This is a genomic window from Streptomyces sennicomposti, from assembly GCF_019890635.1.
Lineage (GTDB): Bacteria > Actinomycetota > Actinomycetes > Streptomycetales > Streptomycetaceae > Streptomyces > Streptomyces sennicomposti.
The window spans coordinates 74,789-96,057 of the sequence record NZ_JAIOAB010000017.1 but is presented as its reverse complement, the minus strand read 5'-3'; the positions used below and the strand labels follow the sequence as shown (position 1 = coordinate 96,057).

Here is a 21,269-nt window from a genome sequence, read left to right as displayed (position 1 = left end):
CGATTCTTCGCGGGCCGCGCGATGGCCGCAATGACGGGTTCCCCACCTTTTCTGCCACGGGGGCGCGGCGGTACGGCGGTGGTTGCGGTCACGCCCGCCCCGGTCGCCCCGGCGCGGTGGGCGGTCGGGGCCGCCCCGGGCGCTCCGGCGCGGTGGGCGGTCGGGGCCGCCCCGCCGGAAGCCGCCCTGATCCCCGGTTGACGGCGCCACCTGCCACAATTGCGGCGCAACCCGAAGCGGAGAAGGCGGTACGGGAACGTGACGACACCCCTCACAGGGTCCATCGAAGGCAGGATCGCCGAGGAGCTCGGCGTACGGGAGCGGCAGGTCAAGGCCGCCGTGGAGCTGCTCGACGGCGGTTCGACGGTGCCCTTCGTCGCCCGCTACCGCAAGGAAGCGACCGAGATGCTCGACGACGCGCAGCTGCGCACGATCGAGGAGCGGCTGCGCTATCTGCGGGAGCTGGAGGACCGGCGGGCCGCCGTCCTGGAGTCGGTGCGCGAGCAGGGCAAGCTCACCGACGAGCTGGAGGCGCGGATCCGGGGCGCCCAGACCAAGGCGCGCCTGGAGGACATCTACCTGCCGTACAAGCCGAAGCGGCGCACCAAGGCGCAGATCGCGCGCGAGGCGGGTCTGGAGCCGCTGGCCGACGGCCTGCTCGGCGACCCGTCCGTGGACCCGCTCGCCGCGGCGGCGGCCTTCGTGGACGCGGACAAGGGCGTGGCCGATCCGCAGGCCGCGCTGGACGGCGCCCGGGCGATCCTCACCGAGCGGTTCTCGGAGGACGCCGACCTGATCGGCGAGCTGCGCGAACGCATGTGGACGCGCGGCCGGCTGGCGGCGAAGGTGCGCGAGGGCAAGGAGGAGGCGGGCGCGAAGTTCGCCGACTACTTCGACTTCACCGAGCCGTTCACCGAGCTGCCCTCGCACCGGGTCCTGGCGATGCTGCGCGGCGAGAAGGAGGAGGTCCTCGACCTCGTCCTGGAGCCGGAGGAGCCCACCGACGGCCCGTCCTCCTATGAGGGCATCGTGGCGCACCGGTTCGGCATCGCCGACCGCGGCCGGCCCGGCGACAAGTGGCTGAAGGACACCGTCCGCTGGGCCTGGCGCACCCGCATCCTGGTCCACCTCGGCATCGACCTGCGGCTGCGGCTGCGCACGGCCGCCGAGGACGAGGCGGTGAACGTGTTCGCGGCCAACCTGCGCGATCTGCTGCTGGCCGCCCCGGCCGGCACCCGCGCGACGCTGGGCCTGGACCCCGGCTTCCGTACGGGCGTGAAGGTGGCCGTGGTGGACGCGACCGGCAAGGTCGTCGCCACGGACGTCATCTATCCGCACGTCCCGGCCAACAAGTGGGACGAGGCGATCGCGAAGCTGGCGCGGCTAGCGAAGGAGCACGCGGTCGAGCTGATCGCCATCGGCAACGGCACCGCGTCCCGCGAGACCGACAAGCTCGCCGGTGAACTCATCGCCAAGCACCCGGAGTTGAAGCTCACCAAGGTGATGGTGTCGGAGGCGGGCGCGTCGGTGTACTCCGCCTCCGCCTACGCCTCGCAGGAACTGCCGGGCATGGACGTGTCGCTGCGCGGCGCGGTGTCCATCGCGCGCCGGCTCCAGGACCCGCTGGCCGAACTGGTGAAGATCGACCCGAAGTCCATCGGGGTCGGCCAGTACCAGCACGACCTGTCCGAGGTGAAGCTGTCGCGCTCGCTGGACGCGGTGGTCGAGGACTGTGTGAACGGCGTGGGCGTGGACGTCAACACGGCGTCGGTGCCGCTGCTTTCGCGGGTCTCGGGCATCACCGGGTCGCTCGCGGAGAACATCGTCGCGCACCGGGACGCCAACGGGCCGTTCACCTCGCGCGCCCAGCTGAAGAAGGTCTCCCGGCTCGGCCCCAAGGCGTACGAGCAGTGCGCGGGCTTCCTCAGGATCCGCGGCGGCGACGACCCGCTGGACGCCTCCAGTGTGCACCCGGAGGCGTATCCGGTGGTGCGGCGGATGGTGAAGACCACGGGGCAGGAGGTGGCCTCCCTGGTCGGCAACACCGGGGTGCTGCGCTCGCTGCGGCCGGCGGACTTCGTGGACGACACGTTCGGTCTGCCGACGGTCACCGACATCCTCAAGGAGCTGGAGAAGCCGGGGCGCGACCCGCGGCCCGCCTTCAAGACGGCCACCTTCAAGGAGGGCGTGGAGAAGATCTCCGACCTGTCCTCGGGGATGATCCTGGAGGGTGTGGTGACGAACGTGGCGGCCTTCGGCGCGTTCGTGGACGTCGGCGTCCACCAGGACGGTCTGGTGCATGTGTCGGCGATGTCGCGGACGTTCGTGAAGGACCCGCGGGACGTGGTCAAGCCGGGTGACATCGTCAAGGTGAAGGTGCTGGACGTCGACATCCCGCGCAAGCGGATCTCGCTGACGCTGCGGCTGGACGACGAGGCGGCGCCGCAGGAGAAGCAGAACGGCGGCGGCGAGCGCCGCCAGCGCGGGGGCCGTCCGCCGCAGCAGCGCCAGGGCCGCTCGGGCGGCGGCGCCGGCGGCGCCTCACGCCAGGCGCCCCCGCCCGCCAACAGCGCGATGGCGGACGCCTTGCGCCGCGCGGGCCTCCTCAACACGAAGAACGGCCGCACCTGACCCCACCCCCGGCCCCCGCCGCACTCCACGGCGGGGGCCGGGGACTCCCGCCGGGGTTTCAGGGGCGGAGCCCCTGGTGGGGGCGGAGGGGCGGAGCCCCTTCTTTGGAGGGGAATGGGTAAGGGCGGCGGGGGCGGATCCAACGAGCCCGCACCCCCGCCCACCGGCACCGCATCCCCGCCCACCCGCACCGCGCTCACACCCCCGCCCCACAAACCTCAGCGCGGATGCTGCCCCGGCGGTAGGGCCGAGTGGGGGCGTGGCGCTGCCGCGCCCCGCGGGGCCGGGCCGGGCAGGAACCCGCCCGACGGCTGCCCCACACGCATCACTTCCTCAAGCTCCCGAAGTATGCTCGTGGCCGCGTCCCGCACACGCGCGGGCACATCGCCCCGCTCGGCGACGAGTTGGTGGTAGATGGGGGCGTCTTGGAACATGGGCAACCAGGCCTTTCGGTCGGCGGTCTCTCTCCGCTGGACAACGGTTGCCGAGTGTAGGCCCCCGCCCCGAAGCCCCTCATGGCCGGTACACCCGGCACATCGGGACCACCCGTCCCGCGGCGCACCCCGCGCGCACCCCGCACCTACACCTGATGCTCCGTCACCTTACCGTCCACGACCTCCAGATGACGGTTCGTCCGGACCGCGGACAGCATCCGCCGGTCATGGGTGACCAGCAGCAACGTCCCCTCGTAGGACTCCAGCGCCGACTCCAGCTGCTCGATCGCCGGCAGATCGAGGTGGTTCGTCGGCTCGTCCAGGACCAGCAGATTGACCCCCCGCCCCTGGAGCAGCGCGAGCGCGGCCCGGGTCCGCTCCCCCGGCGACAACGTCGCGGCCGGCCGCATCACATGCTCGCTCTTCAGCCCGAACTTGGCCAGCAGCGTCCGCACTTCGACCGGTTCGGTGTCCGGGACCGCCGCCCGGAAGGCGTCCAGCAGCGTCTCCTCGCCGTGGAAGAGCCGCCGCGCCTGGTCCACCTCGCCGACCAGCACACCGGACCCCAGCGCCGCGTGCCCGGCGTCCAGCGGAAGCCGTCCCAGCAGCGCGGCCAGCAGCGTCGACTTGCCGGCCCCGTTCGCACCGGTGACCGCCACCCGGTCCGCCCAGTCGATCTGCAGCGAGACCGGCCCGAGCGCGAAGCCGCCGCGCCGCACCTCCGCGTCGCGCAGCGTGGCGACGACCGCGCCGGATCGCGGCGCCGCCGCGATCTCCATGCGCAGTTCCCACTCCTTGCGCGGCTCCTCGACGACGTCCAGGCGCTCGATCATCCGCTGGGTCTGCCGCGCCTTCGCGGCCTGCTTCTCGCTGGCCTCGCTGCGGAACTTGCGGCCGATCTTGTCGTTGTCGTTGCCCGCCTTGCGCCGGGCGTTCTTCACGCCCTTGTCCATCCAGGAGCGCTGCATCTGCGCCCGGTCCTGGAGGGAGGCCCGCTTGTCGGCGTATTCCTCGTACTCGTCGCGGGCGTGCCGGCGGGCCACCTCGCGCTCCTCCAGATAGGCCGCGTAACCGCCGCCGTAGAGGTTGATCTGCCGCTGGGCCAGGTCGAGTTCGAGGACCTTGGTGACCGTGCGGGTGAGGAACTCGCGGTCGTGGCTGACGACGACCGTCCCGGCGCGCAGTCCTGTGACGAAGCGTTCGAGGCGTTCGAGGCCGTCGAGGTCGAGGTCGTTGGTGGGCTCGTCCAGCAGGAAGACGTCGTAGCGGGACAGCAGCAGCGAGGCGAGGCCGGCGCGGGCCGCCTGGCCGCCGGACAGGGACGTCATCGGCTGATCGAGGTCGACGGCCAGGCCGAGGGAGTCGGCGGTCTCCTCCGCCCGTTCGTCCAGGTCGGCGCCGCCGAGGCCGAGCCAGCGCTCCAGGGCGCCGGCGTAGGCGTCGTCCGCGCCGGGCGCGGAGTCGACCAGGGCCTGGGTCGCCTCGTCCATCGCCCGCTGGGCGGCGGCGACGCCGGTACGGCGGGCCAGGAACTCACGTACGGTCTCGCCGGGCCGGCGGTCGGGTTCCTGCGGCAGGTGGCCGACGGCGGCGGAGGGCGGGGAGAGGGTGAGGTCGCCCTGTTCGGGCGTGCTGAGGCCGGCGAGCATCCGCAGCAGCGTGGACTTGCCCGCGCCGTTGGCGCCGACCAGCCCGATGACGTCCCCGGGCGCGACGACGAGGTCGAGCCCGGAGAACAGGGCGCGGTCGCCGTGTCCGGCGGCGAGGTTCTTGGCGACGAGGGTGGCAGTCATCAGGGGGCCGATCCTAGTCGTCCGGCGCGGGGCCGAGGTGCGCGCGGCGGGGCGTCGTCCGCTACGGTCCTGGCGTGGACGGTGGACTGAGCGAGGGTGGACCGGGCGGCGAGGCCGTGGTGGTCGGCGGCGGGGTCATCGGGCTGACGACCGCGCTGGTGCTGGCGGAGCGCGGCGTACGGGTACGGGTGTGGACGCGCGAGCCGATCGAGCGGACGACGTCGGCGGTCGCGGGCGCCCTCTGGTGGCCGTACCGGATCGAGCCGGAGTCGCTGGTCGGCGACTGGTCGCTGGAGTCCCTGGCCGTCTACGAGGAGCTGGCGGCGCGGCCCGCCGAGACGGGCGTGCGGATGGTCGAGGGCCTGCACGCCGACACCCGGTTCGACTCGCTCGGGCCGTGGGCGGCGCGGGTGCCGCAGCTGCGCGTGGCGACGGCTGACGAGCATCCGGGTCCGGCGCTGTGGGCGCGGCTGCCGCTGATCGACATGCCGGCGCATCTGGCCTGGCTGCGGGAGCGGCTGCGGGCGGCGGGCGGCGGCGTCGAGGAGCGGACGGTGACCGAGCTGGCCGCCGTGGACGCCCCGGTGGTGGTGAACTGCACGGGGCTCGGGGCCCGCGAACTGGTGCCGGACCCGGCGGTGCGGCCGGTGCGCGGCCAGCTCGTCGTCGTGGAGAACCCGGGGATCACGACCTGGCTGACCTGCGTGGACCATGCCGCGGCGGCCTCCGTGTACTTCTTCCCGCAGCCGGGCGGACTCGTCCTCGGTGGGACAGCGGAGGAGGACGACTGGTCGCTGACGCCCGATCCGGCGGTGGCCGAGGCGATCGTCGCGCGCTGCGCCGCCGTACGGCCAAAGATCGCCGGGGCGCGGGTGCTGGAGCACCGGGTCGGGCTGCGCCCGGCCCGGCACGCGGTACGGCTGGAGCGCGAGGCGCTGCCGGACGGGCGGCTCCTGGTCCACAACTACGGGCACGGCGGCGCGGGGGTCACCGTGGCGTGGGGCTGCGCGCGTCAGGCGGCCGGGCTGGTGCGCCCGGCCGCCTGAGAACCGGCCCTCAGTCCCTCAGCCCGTCACCGCGCGGGAAGCCGGTGGACGGCGGGCTCGTGCCGGACGCCCCGCGGGGCCTCCTCCACGGCGGCAGCGGGCGCGGAGGCGGAGGCCGCATCGGAAGCGGTCACCGCCGCCGTGGCGCCCACCGCGCTCCCCCCGGTCCCCGCGGGCGCCCGCGTGAACGCCGCCGCCCCGCCGACCAGCGGCACCTTGGCCGACGTACGGGACAGGTCCACGGTCAGGGTGGGCGTGCTCGACGGCGGGTCGATGAGGTCCTTGTCGGTGCCCGCCACGATCAGCGCCAGGCGGTGCCCCTTGGGCACGACGTGGTCGGTCGCCGCCAGGTCGAGGGTGATCGTGTACGCCTTGCCCGGGGTGAGCGGGCGGCCCTTGCCGTCACCGGCCCAGTCGCCGAGGTCGGCCCAGCCGCGGCTGACGACGGTGGAGTCCACGGCCTTCGTCTTCGCGGCGGTCTCCTTGTAGCAGGAGCTGTCGCCCGCCGTGCTCGCGCCCCAGCAGCTGCGGTCGGCGAGGGTGGTGATGCCCTCGTCCACGTCGCCGTAGTCGCGGATGGTGTCGGGGCCGAGGTCCACCAGGACGGCCGAGAGGTGGGCCGTGGCGGTGGTCGGGGTGGCGGTGACGGTGACCTCGGAGGAACCGGCGATCCGCAGGTCGCGGCCGAGCGGCCCGGTGACGAAGCCGGCCTTCTCCGGGGTAGACCGGTCGATCCGCGCGGCCCAGTCGGTCTCGCTCAGCGACGGGTCGTCGGTGAACGTCTCGGTGCCGCGGGCCGGGCGCAGGCCCAGGGCGCCGACGCCGGTCGCGGAGCCGGGGGCGGGGCGCAGGGTGGTGGCGGCGGTGCCGCGGGGCGGCCAGGTGGCGGAGGTGGTCCACTGGTCGGGGTGGCGTTCGACGTCGGCCATGGGTTCGCGGTCGACGCCGTTGTCGTAGCCGAGGAGTTCGTGGTCGAACCAGCGGTGCAGGGTGTCCACCCAGGCGCCGCGCCGGTAGTCGAAGGGGTCGACGTGGCCGGTCTGGGAGAGCCAGATCTTGCGCTGCACGCCGTTCTTGGCGAGCGCGTCCCACCACTGGCCGAAGTTCTTGGTGCGGACGTTGAGGTCCTGCATGCCGTGGACGACGAAGACGCTGGCGCGGACCTTGCTCGCGTCCTTGACGTAGTCGCGCTCGGTCCAGAACGGGGTCCAGTCGCCGGTGCGCGGGGCGCCGGCGACGATCTTGCGCTGTTCGGCGGCGCAGCGGGCGCGGGCGGTGTCGCTCTCGACGTAGTCGGAGAGCCAGTCGGGGCCGGAGTCGTAGAGGGGGGCGCCCTGGGCGAAGTAGTAGTCGTACCAGGAGGAGATGGAGCTGATCGGCACAATGGTCTTCAGGCCCTTGACGCCGGTGGCGGCGACGCCGTTGGCGATGGTGCCGTCCCAGCTCTTGCCGATCATGCCGGTTCTGCCGTTCGTCCAGGTGGCCTTGGCCGGGGTGGTGCCGGTGCGGGTGGTGTAGGCGCGGGCGCGGCCGTTCAGCCAGTCGATCACCGCCTTGGCGGACTGGACGTCGGAGCGGCCGCCGACGTCGACGCAGCCGTCGGAGCGGTCGGTGCCGGCGAGGTCGACGCCGACGAACGCGTAGCCGCGGGGCACGAAGTAGTTGTCGTAGAACAGCGGCATCTGGACGACGTGGCCGGCCGCGTCGTACGTCTTGGTCTGGCTCTCGTTGCCGCGCCCGCAGCAGGAGTAGTACGGGCTGGCGTCCATGATGACGGGCACTTTCCGGCCCTGTAGGGCGGGTTCGCGGGGGCGGACGATGTCGGCGGCGACGCGGTCGGTGCGGCCGTCGCCGTCGCCGTCGAGCCCGGTGTCCACCCACACGGACTCGCGGACGGCGTCCGCGTAGGAGTAGACGGGCCGGCTCTCGCGCGGGGCCCGGCTGTCGTGCGGGGCGCCGTGCGCCGCCGCCGGGGTGAGGAGGGCGGCGGCCAGGACGGCGGTGGCCGTCACGATCAGCCGTCTCCAGATCGTCATGCTCATGCTGTTCGGCATGAGCGGGACGGTACAGCGGACGACTCCCGTGCAGAAGAAGGCGGCTGACGCGGCGACAGCCGTGTCGCCGGATTCGCCGGGAACCGGGCGAAGCGCGTGCCCGGCGCATGTCGGCCGAATGGCGATCGTGTGACAGGGGTGGCCATGGACATGTCTGCGCCCACAGGGACTCAATAGGCTCCGAACAGACTTCATGCCCCTACGACTTGGAGCTGACGTGCACCGCAGAATCCTCGCGCCGGGTGTCTTGGCGGCGGCCTCCGTCCTGCTGGCGATCCCGGCATCGGCCGCGAGCCTCTCCCCCGGCGCGCCGGGCATCGGCGACCCCTACTACCCCGACTACGGCAACGGCGGCTACGACGTCTCCCACTACGACCTGCGGCTGAAGTACCAGCCGGCGACGGACGAGCTGGAGGGCACCGCGACGATCTCCGCGCGGACCACGCAGGACCTGTCCAGCTTCGACCTGGACTTCCTGCTGGACGTGAGCGAGGTGCGGGTCAACGGCACGAAGGCCGCCTTCACCACGTCCGGGCAGCACGAGCTGGTGGTCACGCCGAAGACGCCGCTGGCCAAGGGCACGGCGGTCACCGTGGTCGTCCGCTACAGCGGGGTGCCGTCCACGAAGAGCGCGTACGGCTTCACCACCTGGCACCGCACCCCGGACGGCGCGGTCGCGGCGGACGAGCCCGAGGCCGCCTGGTGGTGGTTCCCGAGCAACGACCACCCGAGCGACAAGGCGACGTACGACGTGTCGGTGGCGGTGCCGGACGGCACCCAGGCGATCTCCAACGGCACCCTCCAGGCGACCAGCTCGCAGCTGGGCTGGACCCGCTACAGCTGGCGGCAGAACAAGCCGCAGGCCACCTACCTGGCCACGCTGGCGCTCGGGAAGTTCGACATCACCACGGGCGTCTCCGAGGGCGGCGTCCCGGTGATCAACGCCTACAGCAAGGACCTCGGCGACAACGACGGGGCGGCGCGGGCGAGCGTGGAGCGCACCGGGGAGATCGTCGACTGGCTGAGCGGCTACTTCGGGCCGTACCCCTTCAGCTCGGCCGGCGGCTACGTCCCGAACACGACCACCGGCTACGCGCTGGAGACGCAGACCCGCGTGTTCTACAGCCCCAAGCAGTTCGCGAAGGGCGCCAACGTCTCGCTGATCGTGCACGAGCTGGGCCACCAGTGGTTCGGCGACGACGTGTCGGTGAAGGGCTGGAAGGACATCTGGCTCAACGAGGGCTTCGCGACGTACGCGCAGTGGCTGTGGTCGGAGCACGAGGGCGAGGGCACGGCGCAGGAGCTGGCGGACTACGTGTACGCCTCGCACCCGGCCGACGACCCGTTCTGGACGGTCGCGCCCGGCGATCCCGGGGCGGACAACCAGTTCGACGACGCCGTCTACGACCGGGGCGCGGCCGCCATCCAGGCGCTGCGCGACGAGGTCGGCGACACCGCGTTCTTCCGCATCCTCAAGGGCTGGCCGGCGGCGCACGCGTACGGCAACGCGTCGGTGGCCGACTTCCAGAAGTACGCGGAACAGGTCTCCGGCAAGCCGCTGGCGGCCCTGTTCGACACGTGGCTCTTCCAGCCGGTGAAGCCGGCCGCCGCGGCGGCCTCCCGCTCGCTCACGGCGGCGAAGCCGGGCGCGGCTGTCCCGCAGCCGAAGTCCTGGAAGAAGATCGAGTCCGCCCACGAGGCGCACGAGGACTGACCGCCGGCCCGGACCGCCCCTTCCGGCGGGGCGGCCCGGGCCGTTCAGGACGCCGGCCGGCGAGCGGCGCCCTCCGGCCACACCACGTCGACCGGCAGTCCGGTAGCGCGGGCGTCGAGGACGGTGTCCGCGGTGCCTCCGCCCTTGCCGGACGGCGGCTCGCCGTTCCACACGGCGACGAGTCGGTCCGCGCGCCGGAGAAGCACGGCGTTGGCGTCCTCGTACGCTGCCCGGTTCGCGGTCTCATGGTCCAGCACCGTCACCTCGGCCGCGGCCCGGACGAGACGGTCGAAGGTGCCGGCGTGCTCCGGCTTCACCTTGGCCGCCCGGTAGTCCTTGGAGGGGATGACGGCGACGAGGCGGCCGCCCAGCTCCAGCACGACATCGGCGAAGACGCTGTCGGCTCCCGCGGCGAGGCACGAGAGCCCGTCCAGCTCCGCGGCGTAGGGCTCCAGCACCCCGCGCAGCGCCTCCCGCACGAGGGGCACGCTCGCCTCGGTCAGATCCATGTGCCCGGTGACGGCAATCGTGGTCACGTCGATCCTCTTACGTGGACAGCGGGTCTCGGATCATTGTCGTGGCTTCGGCCACGGGCTGCGACGCGGCCTTGCCGACGGTGTACGGGTACAGCTGGGCTTGTTCGCCTACGGCGTCGGACAGAGCATCGATGGCCCGGCGACTCGTGGTCGTGGCCTCCCGCCGTGGATGGCCGACCTATTCGACCCTCGGGCGGCGTACCGGCTCCCCGTAGGCTCGGGGCGTGATTGACACCATCGTGTTCGACGTCGGCGAGACCCTCGTCCGGGACGATCGCTACTGGGCTTCCTGGGCCGACTGGCTGGAGGTTCCGAGGCATACGCTCTCCGCCCTCGTCGGGGCCGTGGTCGCCCGGGGGCAGGACAACGCGGACGCGCTCCGTCTCGTACGCCCCGGCATCGACGTCGCCACGGAGTACCGCGCCCGGGAGGCGGCCGGGCGCGGCGAGCGGTTGGCCGAGGACGACCTGTACGAGGATGTGCGGCCGGCGCTGTCGGCCCTGCGCGCTCAGGGCGTGCGGGTCGTCATCGCGGGCAACCAGACCGCGCGGGCCGGGGAGTTGCTACGCGCCCTGGACCTGCCCGCGGACCTGATCGCGACCTCGGGCGAGTGGGGTGTCGCCAAGCCGGCGCCGGACTTCTTCCTGCGGGTGATGGACGTGGCGCAGGCGGCGCCCGACCGGACGGTGTACGTCGGCGACCACCCGGTGAACGACATCTTCCCGGCCAAGGCCGCGGGTCTGCGGACCGCGCATCTGCGGCGCGGCCCGTGGGGGCATCTGTGGGCGGACGACCCCGATGTGATCGCGGCGGCGGACTGGCGAGTCGACGGCCTCACTGCGCTCAGCCGGATCACCGGCAGGTAGGGCACGTGCGGTCCCGAGCGCGAAGGCTCGGGACCGTTTCCATGCACGCGGCGTCCTGGCGCGGATACGGTGCGGAGTGGAAGCACCGAACTGGGAGCCTGGATGCCCGTGGAGACCGACGGCGGCGTGGGCCGGAGAATCGCCTACTACCGAGGCGTCGCACGTCCGAGGATGACGCAGCGGCAGCTCGCGGATGCGGCCCGCGTAGCGCTGGGCACCATCCGCAAGATCGAACGCGGGGAGCGTGGCGTCACCGACGAGACTCTGGAGGCCATCGCCGCTGCCCTGAGGCTCGATCCGTCCCGGCTTCGCACGGACCGCGAGTCCGCTCGAAGCCGCGTCCACGACGCTCTGCCCGCGCTCTCCGCGGCGATCGCCACGTACGACGTGCCCGAGGACGGTCCTGTGCGGTCTCTCCCAGAACTGCGGGCCGACGCCGAAGAAGCGGCCCGGTGGCGGCTGGCGGCGCAGTACACGCGCATCGCCCGCGAGCTTCCGGACCTGCTCACCGAACTCGCCCGCGCCTTCCATGGAGCAACCGCGGCAGATCGGGCCGAGCTGGCCGGTTTGCTCGTTCGGGCCTACCGTTCCGCGGACGCCGTGGCATACAAGTTCGGCGCGCGCGATCTGTCCGCGCGGCTCGTGGAGCTGATGCGGTGGGCCGTACCCGAGGCGAACGATCCTCTGCTGGCCGCGACCGTCGCGTACGTGCGTACCGAGACGTTCTTCGCTGCCCGGGCTCACAGCGCCGGCCTGCGGGCCCTGCACCAGGCACTCGATCTCGCACCCGCACCGACGGGGCGTCGGGAGATCGCAGCACGAGGCGCCCTCCACATGCGGGCTGCGGTCGTCGCGGGCCGGGTTCGCGACGCCTCAGCTGTGGCCACTCACCTCAGCGAGGCGCGAGCCCTCGCTGACCGAGTACCCGAAGGGGTCTACCTCGGTACCGCATTCGGTCCGGAATGCGTACGCATCCACGAGGTCGCCGTCGCGGTGAGTCTCGGCGGCGACCATGTCGGCCGCGCCCTTGACGTGGCCGACACGTGGGAGCCTCCGAAAGACCTTCCGGCGGAGCGGCGCAGCGGCTTCTACATCGAGCTGGCCCGCGCCCAGCTATGGTCCGGGCTCGCCGACGACGCCTTCGAGTCGCTGAAGCTCGCCCGGCACATCGCGCCCCAGCACACCCGACAGCACCCGTGGGTCCGCGAGGACGTGTCCACGCTGCGCCGGTTGAAGCGGTCGGATGCCGAAGCGCTGACCAACTTCGCCGAATGGTGCTCCGCCGTGTAACGAGACCGCAGGTACCCCTAGCCGGGGTACTTGTCACGTTCGACGGCCCCCACCATCTGTCTCGCACATGAAAGCCGACCAGAGGGGGCCGGGATGGCCGACGCACGAGACCGGCAGCGCCCAGAGGGTGCCAAGATGACCATCCGGGTCTACACCGTACGAGGCGACGGCTCGCGCAGTGTGCCTCGTGCCGCACAGCGACGGGCCCGTGCCGCCGCCGATGAGCCGGGCGCTGCCCTGCGCCTGTCCGATCCACCGCGCGGCGGAGTCCGGCCGGTGAGCGGCGTCGGCACGGAGCCGGACGGCGTCGCGCTCGCCTCCGTCACGGTGCGCGCCGCCGCGGCCTGGTTCCTGGACCAGAGGACGCTGCCGCGCCACGGCACCGTGCGGGCCTTCGAGGACGGCTTCCGCCGGACCCTCGGTGAGCTGATTCCGCGCGTCGAACAGCTCGCCGCTGCCTCACCGGCCGACGACGTCCCCGCGAAGGTCGCCCGGGACGCGCTCGCGGAAGCCCGGCGGCGGCTCGACGAGGTGGAAGCGGCGGGCCTGTGGGGCGAGGTCGAGCGAGTGCGTCGGATCGCCAAGTCGGTCCTCGCCCTGTGCGGGCACCATGACGTCCTGGTGCGTCCGAGGGCACGTGCCGGTGTGAGCCCGAGCGGTGCCGAGGGAGAGGGCGCACCTTGACGGTGGTCGTACGAGGAGCGCTCCCGCTCGTCACCTAGGGAGCCGTCTGACCCGGGCGTCTCACCCGGGCGTCTCGCGGTGGTCGACTCGGTCGTCGGTGACGGGTGCGGGTCGTCGTGCGGCGGTCGCAGGCGCAGGTGCGTCGCCTCGTCGCTCCCCCGCGCCTGCGCAGCCGCCGCTTCACCGCGCGGCGTCGGCGCGGCGCGGCCCTGGGGACGCGGCGGAGGGCGCCCAGCCTCGCAGTACGGCGTCCAGCGTGGACCGGAACGCGGTCTCGGCCGCGGCGTCGTGCAGGGCGCCGGCGAGTTCGAGGGTGACCAGACCGTGCAGCGCGACCCAGATGGAGACGGCGATCAGCGTGGTGTCGCCTGCGAGGGCGCCCTGTGCCACGGCTCGGTCGATCGCCGCGAGGAGCGGTCCCACGGGGTCGTGGTCACCGACCCCGCCCGAGGGGTCGAAGGACTGCGCGCCGCCGAACAGCACCGTGTACAGGTGGCGGTGTTCGCACCCCCAGCGGCGGTAGGCCGCGGCCAACGCGTACAGGTCCTCGACGGCGGCCTCGGAGGCGGGAACCGCCGTCAGGTCCTGGAACAGGCCGGCGACCGCCCGATCGCGCACCTCGCGAATCAGCCCGTCCTTGCCCCGGAACAGCGTGTACACCGCCGCCGTCGACGTCCCGGCGACCGCGGCCAGCGCGCGCACCGTGACGGACTCCTGCGGACGGGTGGCGAACATCTCCGTCGCGCATGCCACCAGCCGTTCCCTGACGGCGGCGTCGTTCGTTCTCGGCCTTCCCACGAGAAGCAGTGTACCGTGCCTGCTAACACCGTTTCAAAACAGCGTTTCAAAAGCGGGAGGAATCACCGTGCCACTCTCCGTCATACGTCCCTTACGCCTCGTCGGCCGACTGCTGGCGTCGGCCGCCGCAGTGGTGGGGCTGGTCGCCCTGTTCCTGGCATTGATCGTCGCCACCGACGGCGCGGGATCGGGGTTCCTCGCCTGGTCGGTGACGCTCGGGGCCGCGGTCGCCGCGGCGCTGTGGCGGGGCCGCCGCCGGCCCTGGCGGGGGCGGCTGGTCCCGTTCCTCCCGGTGCTCGCCGCAGCGGCCCTGACGCTCTCGGTCTGCGTCCCGACCGTTCCCACGACGCGCCGCTACCCGCCCGGCCTGGCGTCCGTGGCCACCGAGCACTGGAGTCTGTCCACCGGCAGCCGGGTCGCCGTCTACCACTACCCGCCCGCCGGCAAGAGCCCTCGGCAACGGATCCCGCTCGTCTATCTCAACGGCGGGCCGGTGCGGGGCATCTCGGTGCTCGACCACCGCTTCCTGCGCCGGCTCGCGGGACAGGGCTACGACGTGTACGCCTACGAGCAGGCCGGCGGCGGGCGCAGCGACCTGCTGCCCATGGACCAGTACTCGATCACCCGGTCCGTCCAGGACCTCGGGGCCTTCGTCGACAAGCTCGGCGAGGGCCCTGCCGACGTGCTCGGATTCTCCGCGGGCGCGGTCGTGCTCACCCGCGCGCTGGCCGACCCGGCCACCGCCGCCCGCTTCCACCGGGCGGTCATCGCCGAGCCAGGCCCGATGGACGGCCCCACCGCCCGGATCTCGGGGCCGAAGGGCAGGCCCTCGGCACGGGGCCTCGCCCCGGCCATGACCGGACCGCGCTCCACCCACGTGCCCAGGTACGCCGTCGCGTTCGGCCTGCTGCGGCTCGGACTGCTCAGCCCGGACAACGGGCTGGTGGGACAGGCGGAGGGCGACAACGCCTTCACGGCCGCCGATCTCGGCAGCGACACGGCCTCCGGCTACTGCGCACGGGACGCGCACCGCATCCCGGTCGAGGACACGGCGGACAACTTCTCCTTCAGCGCCGCCGCCAGCCTCCGCATCCAGCAGACGGTCAAGGACTCCCCCTCGCTCGCCCCGCGGCTGAGGAACTCTCGGACGCCCGCGATGCTGATGATCGCCGAGTGCTCCTCCCAGGTCCGGCAGTGGGAGACAGCCGTCCTCGCGAACGACCCCGCCGTCCAGCGCACCCAGTACCTGCCAGGGGTCGGCCACCACATGTGGAACGGCCTGGACGACAACGACCGACGGGCGGCGGCCGTCATCACCGCCTTCCTCCGGGACGAGCCCGCGCCGCTGCCCGACTACCCGACCCGCGCCGACATCCCGGTGTTCCTCCGCGAGCACAGGTGACGCGCGCACCGGTCAGCGGTGCGCGGGACGGCCCTTCACCGGGCCGTCCCGCGGCGGCCGGCCGCCGTCTCCCCGGCCGCCCCTACTTCTTACTTCGTCAGCGAAGCCGAGGCCTCCTCCGTGACCCTGCGGCGCACCCCGAACCAGCCCGCGACCAGGAGGAGGGCGATGGCCGGGATGAGGTAGAGGGTCTTGCGGCCGACGTCCGGGTCGTTCCACATCAGGCCGAGGCAGGCCAGGAGGAAGGCGACCGTGGCGATCTCGGTGACCGGGCTGAAGGGGAGGCGGAAGTGCGGGCGGGTGACCAGGCCCGCCTTGGCGCGGCGGACGAAGATCAGGTGGCAGATCATGATGATCACCCAGGTGCTGACGATGCCGAGGGAGGCGACGTTCAGCACGATCTCGAAGGCCTGGTCGGGCACCTTGTAGTTGAGGACCACGCCGAGCACGCACACCGCGCAGGTCAGCAGGATGCCGCCGTAGGGCACCTGGCTGCGGCTCATCACGCGGGTGAACTTCGGGGCGGAGCCCGCCATCGCCATGGAGCGCAGGATGCGGCCGGTGGAGTACAGGCCGGAGTTCAGCGAGGACATGGCGGCGGTGAGGACCACGAGGTTCATCACGTCGCCGGCCGCCGGCACGCCCACCTTCGACAGGACCGTGACGAAGGGGCTCTCGTCGGCGGAGTACACCGAGCCCGGCAGCAGCAGCGCCAGCAGCACGACCGAGCCGACGTAGAAGAGGGCGACCCGCCACATGATGGAGTTCACCGCGCGCGGGACGACCTTCTCCGGCTCGGCGGTCTCGCCGGCGGCGACGCCGACCAGCTCCAGGGCGGCGTAGGCGAAGATCACGCCCTGCATGACGAGGACCACCGGCATCGCGCCGTGCGGGAGCAGCCCGCCGTGGTCGCTGATGACGCTCAGGCCCGGTGTGGTGCCGTCCACCGGGTGCTGGGTGGCCAGCAGGAAGATGCCGATCAGCATGAAGGCGACCAGGGTGGCCACCTTGACGATCGCGAACCAGAACTCCATCTCGCCGAAGATCTTCACCGAGATCAGGTTCACGGCGAGGACGACGGCCAGGGCGATCAGTGCGAGCGCCCACTGCGGGATCGGGGTGAAGAAACTCCAGTAGTGCGTGTAGAGCGCGATCGCGGTGATGTCGGCGATACCGGTGGTCGACCAGTTCAGGAAGTACATCCAGCCCGCGACGTAGGCGCCCTTCTCCCCCAGGAACTCGCGCGCGTACGACACGAAGGAGCCGGAGGAGGGCCGGTACAGGACCAGCTCGCCGAGGGCGCGGACGACGAAGAACGCGAAGACGCCGCAGACCAGGTAGGCCAGGGCGAGTGCCGGTCCCGCGTTGTGCAGGCGGCCGCCGGCGCCCAGGAAGAGCCCGGTGCCGATCGCACCGCCGATGGCGATCATGTTGACGTGGCGGTGCTTGAGGTCCTTGCTGTACCCGGCGTCGCCCGCGTCGGCGGGGGTCCCGGTCGTCGGGGGATGCTCGACGACGGGCGCCGTGTGCACGTCCTTGCTCAAGGGGAAGATCCACTCTCTGGTGCCCCGGGCGGGGTGGGCCCGGTTGTCCGTACGATTCCGGCCCGCCCTGCCCGTGGGCGCGGTACAGACCAGGAAAGCAGCTTCCCAGGGCGCTCGCGTCCCATGCGATGGCGCACGTCACACAGCGGAACTTCTCACATGACCTGCGCGGATCGGTCACCGGCTTTCACACCATTGGTGTAACAGCGATACTGCTCCACATGACGACGACCGACACCGGGGAGCCGGCCCTCACGATCGACGAGCTGGCCGCGCGGGCCGGGGTCACGGTGCGCACGGTCCGCTTCTACAGCAGTCGCGGTCTGCTGCCGCCGCCCGAGATCGGCCCGCGCCGGGTGGGCCGCTACGGCCGCGATCATCTGGCCCGGCTCGCCCTGATCGAGGAGATGCAGCACCAGGGCATGACGCTGGCCGCGATCGAACGGCATCTGCGCCAGCTCCCGCCGGACCTGAGCCCGCACGATCTGGCCGTGCACCGGGCGGTCGTCGCCTCCTGGGCCCCGGAGAGCGTGGAGAGGCTGTCCCGGCGCGAGCTGGGGCGGCGGGCCGGGCGGCCGCTCACCGACGAGGACGTGGACCGGCTGGAGGCGATGAACGTGCTGGCGCCCGAGGACGGCGCGTTCCGCGTCGACGCCGGGCTGTTCCGGCTGGGGGTGCGGCTGCTGGACGTGCCGCTGTCCCAGGAGACGATCCTCGCGGCCCGCACCGCGCTGATCGAGCACGCCCGCGCGGCGGCCCGTGAGCTGTCGGGGCTGCTGCGCGACGCGGTCGCCGAGCGGGACGCCGAGGACGTGAAGTCGCTGTCGGCGCACATGCACCCGCTGGTGGTGCAGGCGCTGCTGACCACCTTCCAGCGGTCGCTGAAGGAGGAGCTGCGGGAGTGGGTCGACAGCGGTGCCGGGCGCGCGCAGAACGCGCCCCCCGGGAACGGGGACGCGTCCTCCGCCTGAGCGTGACGGCCGCCCGAGCGCGGCGGCCGTTCAGCGCGTCGGCTCAGCGGGCGTCCGTGAAGGTCTCCCCCCGCTCCGCCTTGGCGACCAGCAGCGCCGGCGGCTCGAACCGCTCGCCGTAGCGCTCGGCGAGTTCCCGGGCGCGGGCCACGAAGCCGGGCAGGCCGCCCTCGTAGCCGTTGATGTACTGGAGCACGCCGCCGGTCCAGCCGGGGAAGCCGATGCCGAAGATCGAGCCGATGTTGGCGTCGGCGACCGAGGTCAGGACGCCCTCCTCCAGCAGCTTGACCGTGTCCAGGGCCTCCGAGAAGAGCATCCGCTCCTGCATGTCCCGGAACGGGATCTCGTGCCCCGGCTTGGTGAAGTGCTCGCGCAGGCCCGGCCACAGGCCCGCCCGCTTGCCGTCCTCGCCGTACTCGTAGAAGCCGGCGCCGCCGCTGCGGCCGGTGCGGCCGAACTCGTCCACCATGCGGTCGATGACCGCCTCGGCGGGGTGGGCCGGCCAGGTGCCGCCGGCCTCCTCCACGGCCCGCTTCGACTCGTTGCGGATCTTGCGGGGCAGGGTGAGGGTCAGCTCGTCCATCAGGGAGAGCACCTTGGCCGGGTAGCCGGCCTGGGCCGCGGCCTGCTCGACGGAGGCGGGCTCGATGCCCTCGCCGACCATCGCCACGCCCTCGTTGATGAAGTGGCCGATCACCCGGGAGGTGAAGAAGCCGCGCGAGTCGTTGACGACGATGGGCGTCTTGTTGATCTGGCGGACCAGGTCGAAGGCGCGGGCCAGCGCCTCGTCGCCGGTGCGCTCGCCCTTGATGATCTCCACCAGCGGCATCTTGTCCACCGGCGAGAAGAAGTGCAGGCCGATGAAGTCGCCCTGCCGCTCGACGCCCTCGGCGAGGACGGTGATGGGCAGCGTGGAGGTGTTGGAGCACAGCAGCGCGTCCGGCGCGACGACGTGCTCGATCTCCTGGAACACCTTGTGCTTGAGCGAGGGGTCCTCGAAGACGGCCTCGATCACCGCGTCGCAGCCGGCGAGGTCGGCCGCGTCGGCGGTCGGGGTGATGCGGGCGAGCAGCGCGTCCGCCTTCTCCTGGCTGGTACGGCCCCGGGAGACGGCCTTGGCGCACAGCTTCTCGGAGTAGCCCTTGCCCTTGACGGCCGCCTCCAGGGAGACGTCCTTGAGGACGACCTCGATGCCGGCGCGGGCGCAGCTGTAGGCGATGCCGGCGCCCATCATCCCGGCGCCGAGGACGGCGACCTTCCGGACCTTGCGGGGCTCGATCCCCTGGGGGCGGTTGGCACCGGAGTTGACGGCCTGGAGGTCGAAGAAGAACGCCTGGATCATGTTCTTCGAGGTCTGCCCGGCGGCCAGCTCCACGAAGTAGCGGGCCTCGATGACCTGGGCGGTCTCGAAGTCGACCTGGGCGCCCTCGACCGCGGCGGCCAGGATGTTGCGCGGCGCGGGGTAGGGCGCGCCGCCCGTCTGCTTGCGCAGGTTGGCCGGGAAGGCGGGCAGGTTGGCGGCGAACTTCGGGTTCGACGGGGTGCCGCCCGGGATGCGGTAGCCCGGCTTGTCCCAGGGCTGCTGCGACTGGGGGTTGGCGTCGATGAAGGCGCGCGCCTTGGCGATCAGCTCCTCGGGGGTGGCGGCCACCTCGTGGACGAGGCCGTTCTCCTGGGCGCGGCGCGCGTTGTACTGGGTGCCCTGGAGGAGCACCTTCAGCAGGGCGTCGGTGATGCCGAGCAGCCGTACGGTGCGCACCACGCCGCCGCCGCCGGGGAGCAGGCCGAGGGTGACCTCGGGGCAGCCGATCTTGGTGCCGGGGGTGTCGAGGGCGACGCGGTGGTGGCAGGCGAGGGCGAGTTCGAAGCCGCCGCCGAGGGCCGCGCCGTTGATCGCGGCGACCACCGGCTTGCCGAGGGTCTCGATGCGGCGCATGTTCCGCTTGATGGCGAGGCCGCCGTCGAGCAGGTCCTGCGCGGTCTCGGGGGTGACGCGGATCAGGTCGCGCAGGTCGCCGCCAGCGAAGAAGGTCTTCTTCGCGGAGGTGAGGATGATGCCGCGGACGGCGTCGGGGTCGGCCCGCAGCTCGGCTTCGAGGCGGTCGACGATCGCGGCGAAGGAGTCGCGGAACGCCTGGTTCATGGTGTTCGCGGACTGGTTCGGGTCGTCCAGGACGAGGGTGACGACGCCGGTGTCGTCCTGTTCCCAGCGGATGGTGGTGCTCTCGGTCATGTCAGGGGTCTCCGTTGAGGTCCGGTGCTGAGGGCTGCGCTGGGAGTCAGAGGCGCTCGACGACGGTGGCGACGCCCATGCCGCCGCCGACGCAGAGGGTGGCGAGGCCGTAGCGCTTGTCCTGGCGCTCCAGTTCGTCCACCAGGGTGCCGAGGATCATCGCGCCGGTGGCGCCGAGCGGGTGGCCGAGCGCGATGGCGCCGCCGTTGACGTTGACCTTGTCCAGGGACAGGCCCATGTCCTTGACGAAGCGCAGGACGACGGCCGCGAAGGCCTCGTTGATCTCGACCAGGTCGATGTCGTCGATGGTGAGGCCGGCCTTGGCGAGCGCCTTGCGGGTGGCCGGGGCGGGGCCGGTGAGCATGATGGTGGGCTCGGAGCCGGAGACCGCGGCGGAGACGATCCGGGCGCGCGGGGTCAGGCCGTAGCGCTCGCCGACCTCCTTGGAGCCGATCGCGACGAGCGAGGCGCCGTCCACGATGCCGGAGGAGTTGCCCGCGTGGTGGACGTGGTCGATCTTCTCCACCCAGTGGTACTGCTGGAGGGCGACGGCGTCGAAGCCGCCCAGCTCGCCGATGTCCGCGAAGGACGGCTTGAGCTTCGCGAGGGAGTCGGCGGTGGTGCCGGGGCGCGGGTGCTCGTCGTGGTCGAGGACGACGAGGCCGTTGCGGTCCTTGACGGGGACGACGGAGCGCTCGAAGCGGCCGTCCTTCCAGGCCGCGGCGGCGCGCTCCTGGGACAGCGCCGCGTACTCGTCCACGTCGCGCCGCGAGAAGCCCTCGATGGTGGCGATCAGGTCGGCGCCGATGCCCTGGGGCACGAAGTTGACGGTGAGGTTGGTCATCGGGTCGTTGAACCAGGCGCCGCCGTCGGAGGCCATCGGCACCCGGGACATGGACTCGACGCCGCCCGCGAGGATCAGGTCCTCCCAGCCCGAACGGACCTTGGCGGCGGCCAGGTTGACGGCCTCCAGACCCGAGGCGCAGAAGCGGTTCTCCTGGACGCCGGCGACCGTGTCCGGCAGGCCCGCGGCCAGCGCGGCGATCCGGGCGATGTCGGAGCCCTGGTCGCCGACCGGGCCGACGACGCCGAGCACCACGTCGTCGACGGCCGCCGGGTCCAGGTCCGGGAAGCGGCGGCGGATCTCGTGGATGAGACCGACGACCAGGTCGATGGGCTTGGTGCCGTGCAGGGCGCCGCCTGCCTTGCCGCGCCCGCGCGGGGTGCGGATCGCGTCGTACACGTACGCTTCGGTGCTCACTGACAGGCCTTT

At 72.5% G+C, this 21,269-nt stretch carries 15 protein-coding genes; 8 read left to right on the top strand and 7 right to left on the bottom strand.

The features are described from left to right. The first annotated feature begins 258 nt into the window (after nucleotides 1-258). On the top strand, nucleotides 259-2,631 hold the full coding sequence (locus tag K7787_RS12830) for a Tex family protein (protein ID WP_223001463.1): 2,373 nt from the start codon (nucleotides 259-261) through the stop codon (nucleotides 2,629-2,631). 580 nt (nucleotides 2,632-3,211) lie between these two features. Here the strand turns inward: K7787_RS12830 and K7787_RS12825 are convergent. Continuing rightward, nucleotides 3,212-4,858, bottom strand: coding sequence for an ABC-F family ATP-binding cassette domain-containing protein (locus K7787_RS12825; protein WP_164388025.1), 1,647 nt, complete (start codon nucleotides 4,856-4,858; stop codon nucleotides 3,212-3,214). 74 nt (nucleotides 4,859-4,932) lie between these two features. On the opposite strand from K7787_RS12825, the gene K7787_RS12820 reads away from it, so the two are divergent. Then, nucleotides 4,933-5,904, top strand: coding sequence for an FAD-dependent oxidoreductase (locus K7787_RS12820; RefSeq protein WP_308036339.1), 972 nt, complete (start codon nucleotides 4,933-4,935; stop codon nucleotides 5,902-5,904). A gap of 26 nt (nucleotides 5,905-5,930) precedes the next feature. Here K7787_RS12820 and K7787_RS12815 read toward each other — a convergent pair whose 3' ends face one another. Next, nucleotides 5,931-7,958: a Xaa-Pro dipeptidyl-peptidase gene (locus K7787_RS12815; RefSeq protein WP_223001462.1), complete on the bottom strand. Its 2,028-nt coding sequence runs from the start codon at nucleotides 7,956-7,958 to the stop codon at nucleotides 5,931-5,933. Nucleotides 7,959-8,175: 217 nt separating this feature from the next. Between K7787_RS12815 and K7787_RS12810 the strand changes: the two genes are divergently transcribed. After that, complete coding sequence (locus tag K7787_RS12810; RefSeq protein ID WP_223001461.1) at nucleotides 8,176-9,672, top strand: M1 family metallopeptidase; 1,497 nt, start codon at nucleotides 8,176-8,178, stop codon at nucleotides 9,670-9,672. 44 nt (nucleotides 9,673-9,716) lie between these two features. Here K7787_RS12810 and K7787_RS12805 read toward each other — a convergent pair whose 3' ends face one another. Beyond that, nucleotides 9,717-10,208: a hypothetical protein gene (locus K7787_RS12805; protein WP_223001460.1), complete on the bottom strand. Its 492-nt coding sequence runs from the start codon at nucleotides 10,206-10,208 to the stop codon at nucleotides 9,717-9,719. Nucleotides 10,209-10,432: 224 nt separating this feature from the next. Between K7787_RS12805 and K7787_RS12800 the strand changes: the two genes are divergently transcribed. From K7787_RS12800 to K7787_RS12790, 3 genes are all read left to right on the top strand, one after another. Beyond that, the gene (locus K7787_RS12800) at nucleotides 10,433-11,074 is read left to right on the top strand and encodes an HAD family hydrolase (RefSeq protein WP_009191601.1); all 642 of its coding nucleotides are present in this window, start codon (nucleotides 10,433-10,435) and stop codon (nucleotides 11,072-11,074) included. A gap of 102 nt (nucleotides 11,075-11,176) precedes the next feature. Next, on the top strand, nucleotides 11,177-12,364 hold the full coding sequence (locus tag K7787_RS12795) for a helix-turn-helix domain-containing protein (protein ID WP_223001459.1): 1,188 nt from the start codon (nucleotides 11,177-11,179) through the stop codon (nucleotides 12,362-12,364). A 276-nt stretch (nucleotides 12,365-12,640) separates the two neighbouring features. Next, the gene (locus tag K7787_RS12790; protein WP_223001458.1) at nucleotides 12,641-13,048 is read left to right on the top strand and encodes a DUF6415 family natural product biosynthesis protein; all 408 of its coding nucleotides are present in this window, start codon (nucleotides 12,641-12,643) and stop codon (nucleotides 13,046-13,048) included. A 180-nt stretch (nucleotides 13,049-13,228) separates the two neighbouring features. Here K7787_RS12790 and K7787_RS12785 read toward each other — a convergent pair whose 3' ends face one another. Next, nucleotides 13,229-13,846 (bottom strand): TetR/AcrR family transcriptional regulator, encoded by a 618-nt coding sequence (locus K7787_RS12785; protein ID WP_164393512.1) that lies wholly within the window; start codon nucleotides 13,844-13,846, stop codon nucleotides 13,229-13,231. A 67-nt stretch (nucleotides 13,847-13,913) separates the two neighbouring features. Between K7787_RS12785 and K7787_RS12780 the strand changes: the two genes are divergently transcribed. Further along, nucleotides 13,914-15,248, top strand: coding sequence for an alpha/beta hydrolase (locus K7787_RS12780; protein ID WP_223001457.1), 1,335 nt, complete (start codon nucleotides 13,914-13,916; stop codon nucleotides 15,246-15,248). Between the two features lie 89 nt (nucleotides 15,249-15,337). On the opposite strand, the gene K7787_RS12775 is transcribed toward K7787_RS12780, so the two are convergent. Further along, nucleotides 15,338-16,792, bottom strand: a complete 1,455-nt coding sequence (locus K7787_RS12775) for an amino acid permease (protein ID WP_009191595.1) — start codon at nucleotides 16,790-16,792, stop codon at nucleotides 15,338-15,340. A 221-nt stretch (nucleotides 16,793-17,013) separates the two neighbouring features. Here K7787_RS12775 and K7787_RS12770 point away from each other — a divergent pair, with 221 nt between their 5' ends. Then, nucleotides 17,014-17,763, top strand: coding sequence for a MerR family transcriptional regulator (locus tag K7787_RS12770; RefSeq protein ID WP_169438598.1), 750 nt, complete (start codon nucleotides 17,014-17,016; stop codon nucleotides 17,761-17,763). A gap of 43 nt (nucleotides 17,764-17,806) precedes the next feature. Here K7787_RS12770 and K7787_RS12765 read toward each other — a convergent pair whose 3' ends face one another. Further along, entirely contained in the window at nucleotides 17,807-19,996 is a 2,190-nt protein-coding gene (locus K7787_RS12765) for a 3-hydroxyacyl-CoA dehydrogenase NAD-binding domain-containing protein (RefSeq protein ID WP_169438599.1), read from the bottom strand. 46 nt (nucleotides 19,997-20,042) lie between these two features. Further along, entirely contained in the window at nucleotides 20,043-21,257 is a 1,215-nt protein-coding gene (locus K7787_RS12760) for an acetyl-CoA C-acetyltransferase (protein WP_019984261.1), read from the bottom strand. Nucleotides 21,258-21,269 lie beyond the last annotated feature (12 nt).

Coding starts and splice junctions, on each gene's coding strand:
- K7787_RS12825 (WP_164388025.1), bottom strand. CDS start 4,858: ATGACTGCCACCCTCGTCGCCAAGAACCTCGCCGCCGGACACGGCGAC.
- K7787_RS12815 (WP_223001462.1), bottom strand. CDS start 7,958: ATGCCGAACAGCATGAGCATGACGATCTGGAGACGGCTGATCGTGACG.
- K7787_RS12795 (WP_223001459.1), top strand. CDS start 11,177: ATGCCCGTGGAGACCGACGGCGGCGTGGGCCGGAGAATCGCCTACTAC.
- K7787_RS12770 (WP_169438598.1), top strand. CDS start 17,014: ATGACGACGACCGACACCGGGGAGCCGGCCCTCACGATCGACGAGCTG.
- K7787_RS12765 (WP_169438599.1), bottom strand. CDS start 19,996: ATGACCGAGAGCACCACCATCCGCTGGGAACAGGACGACACCGGCGTC.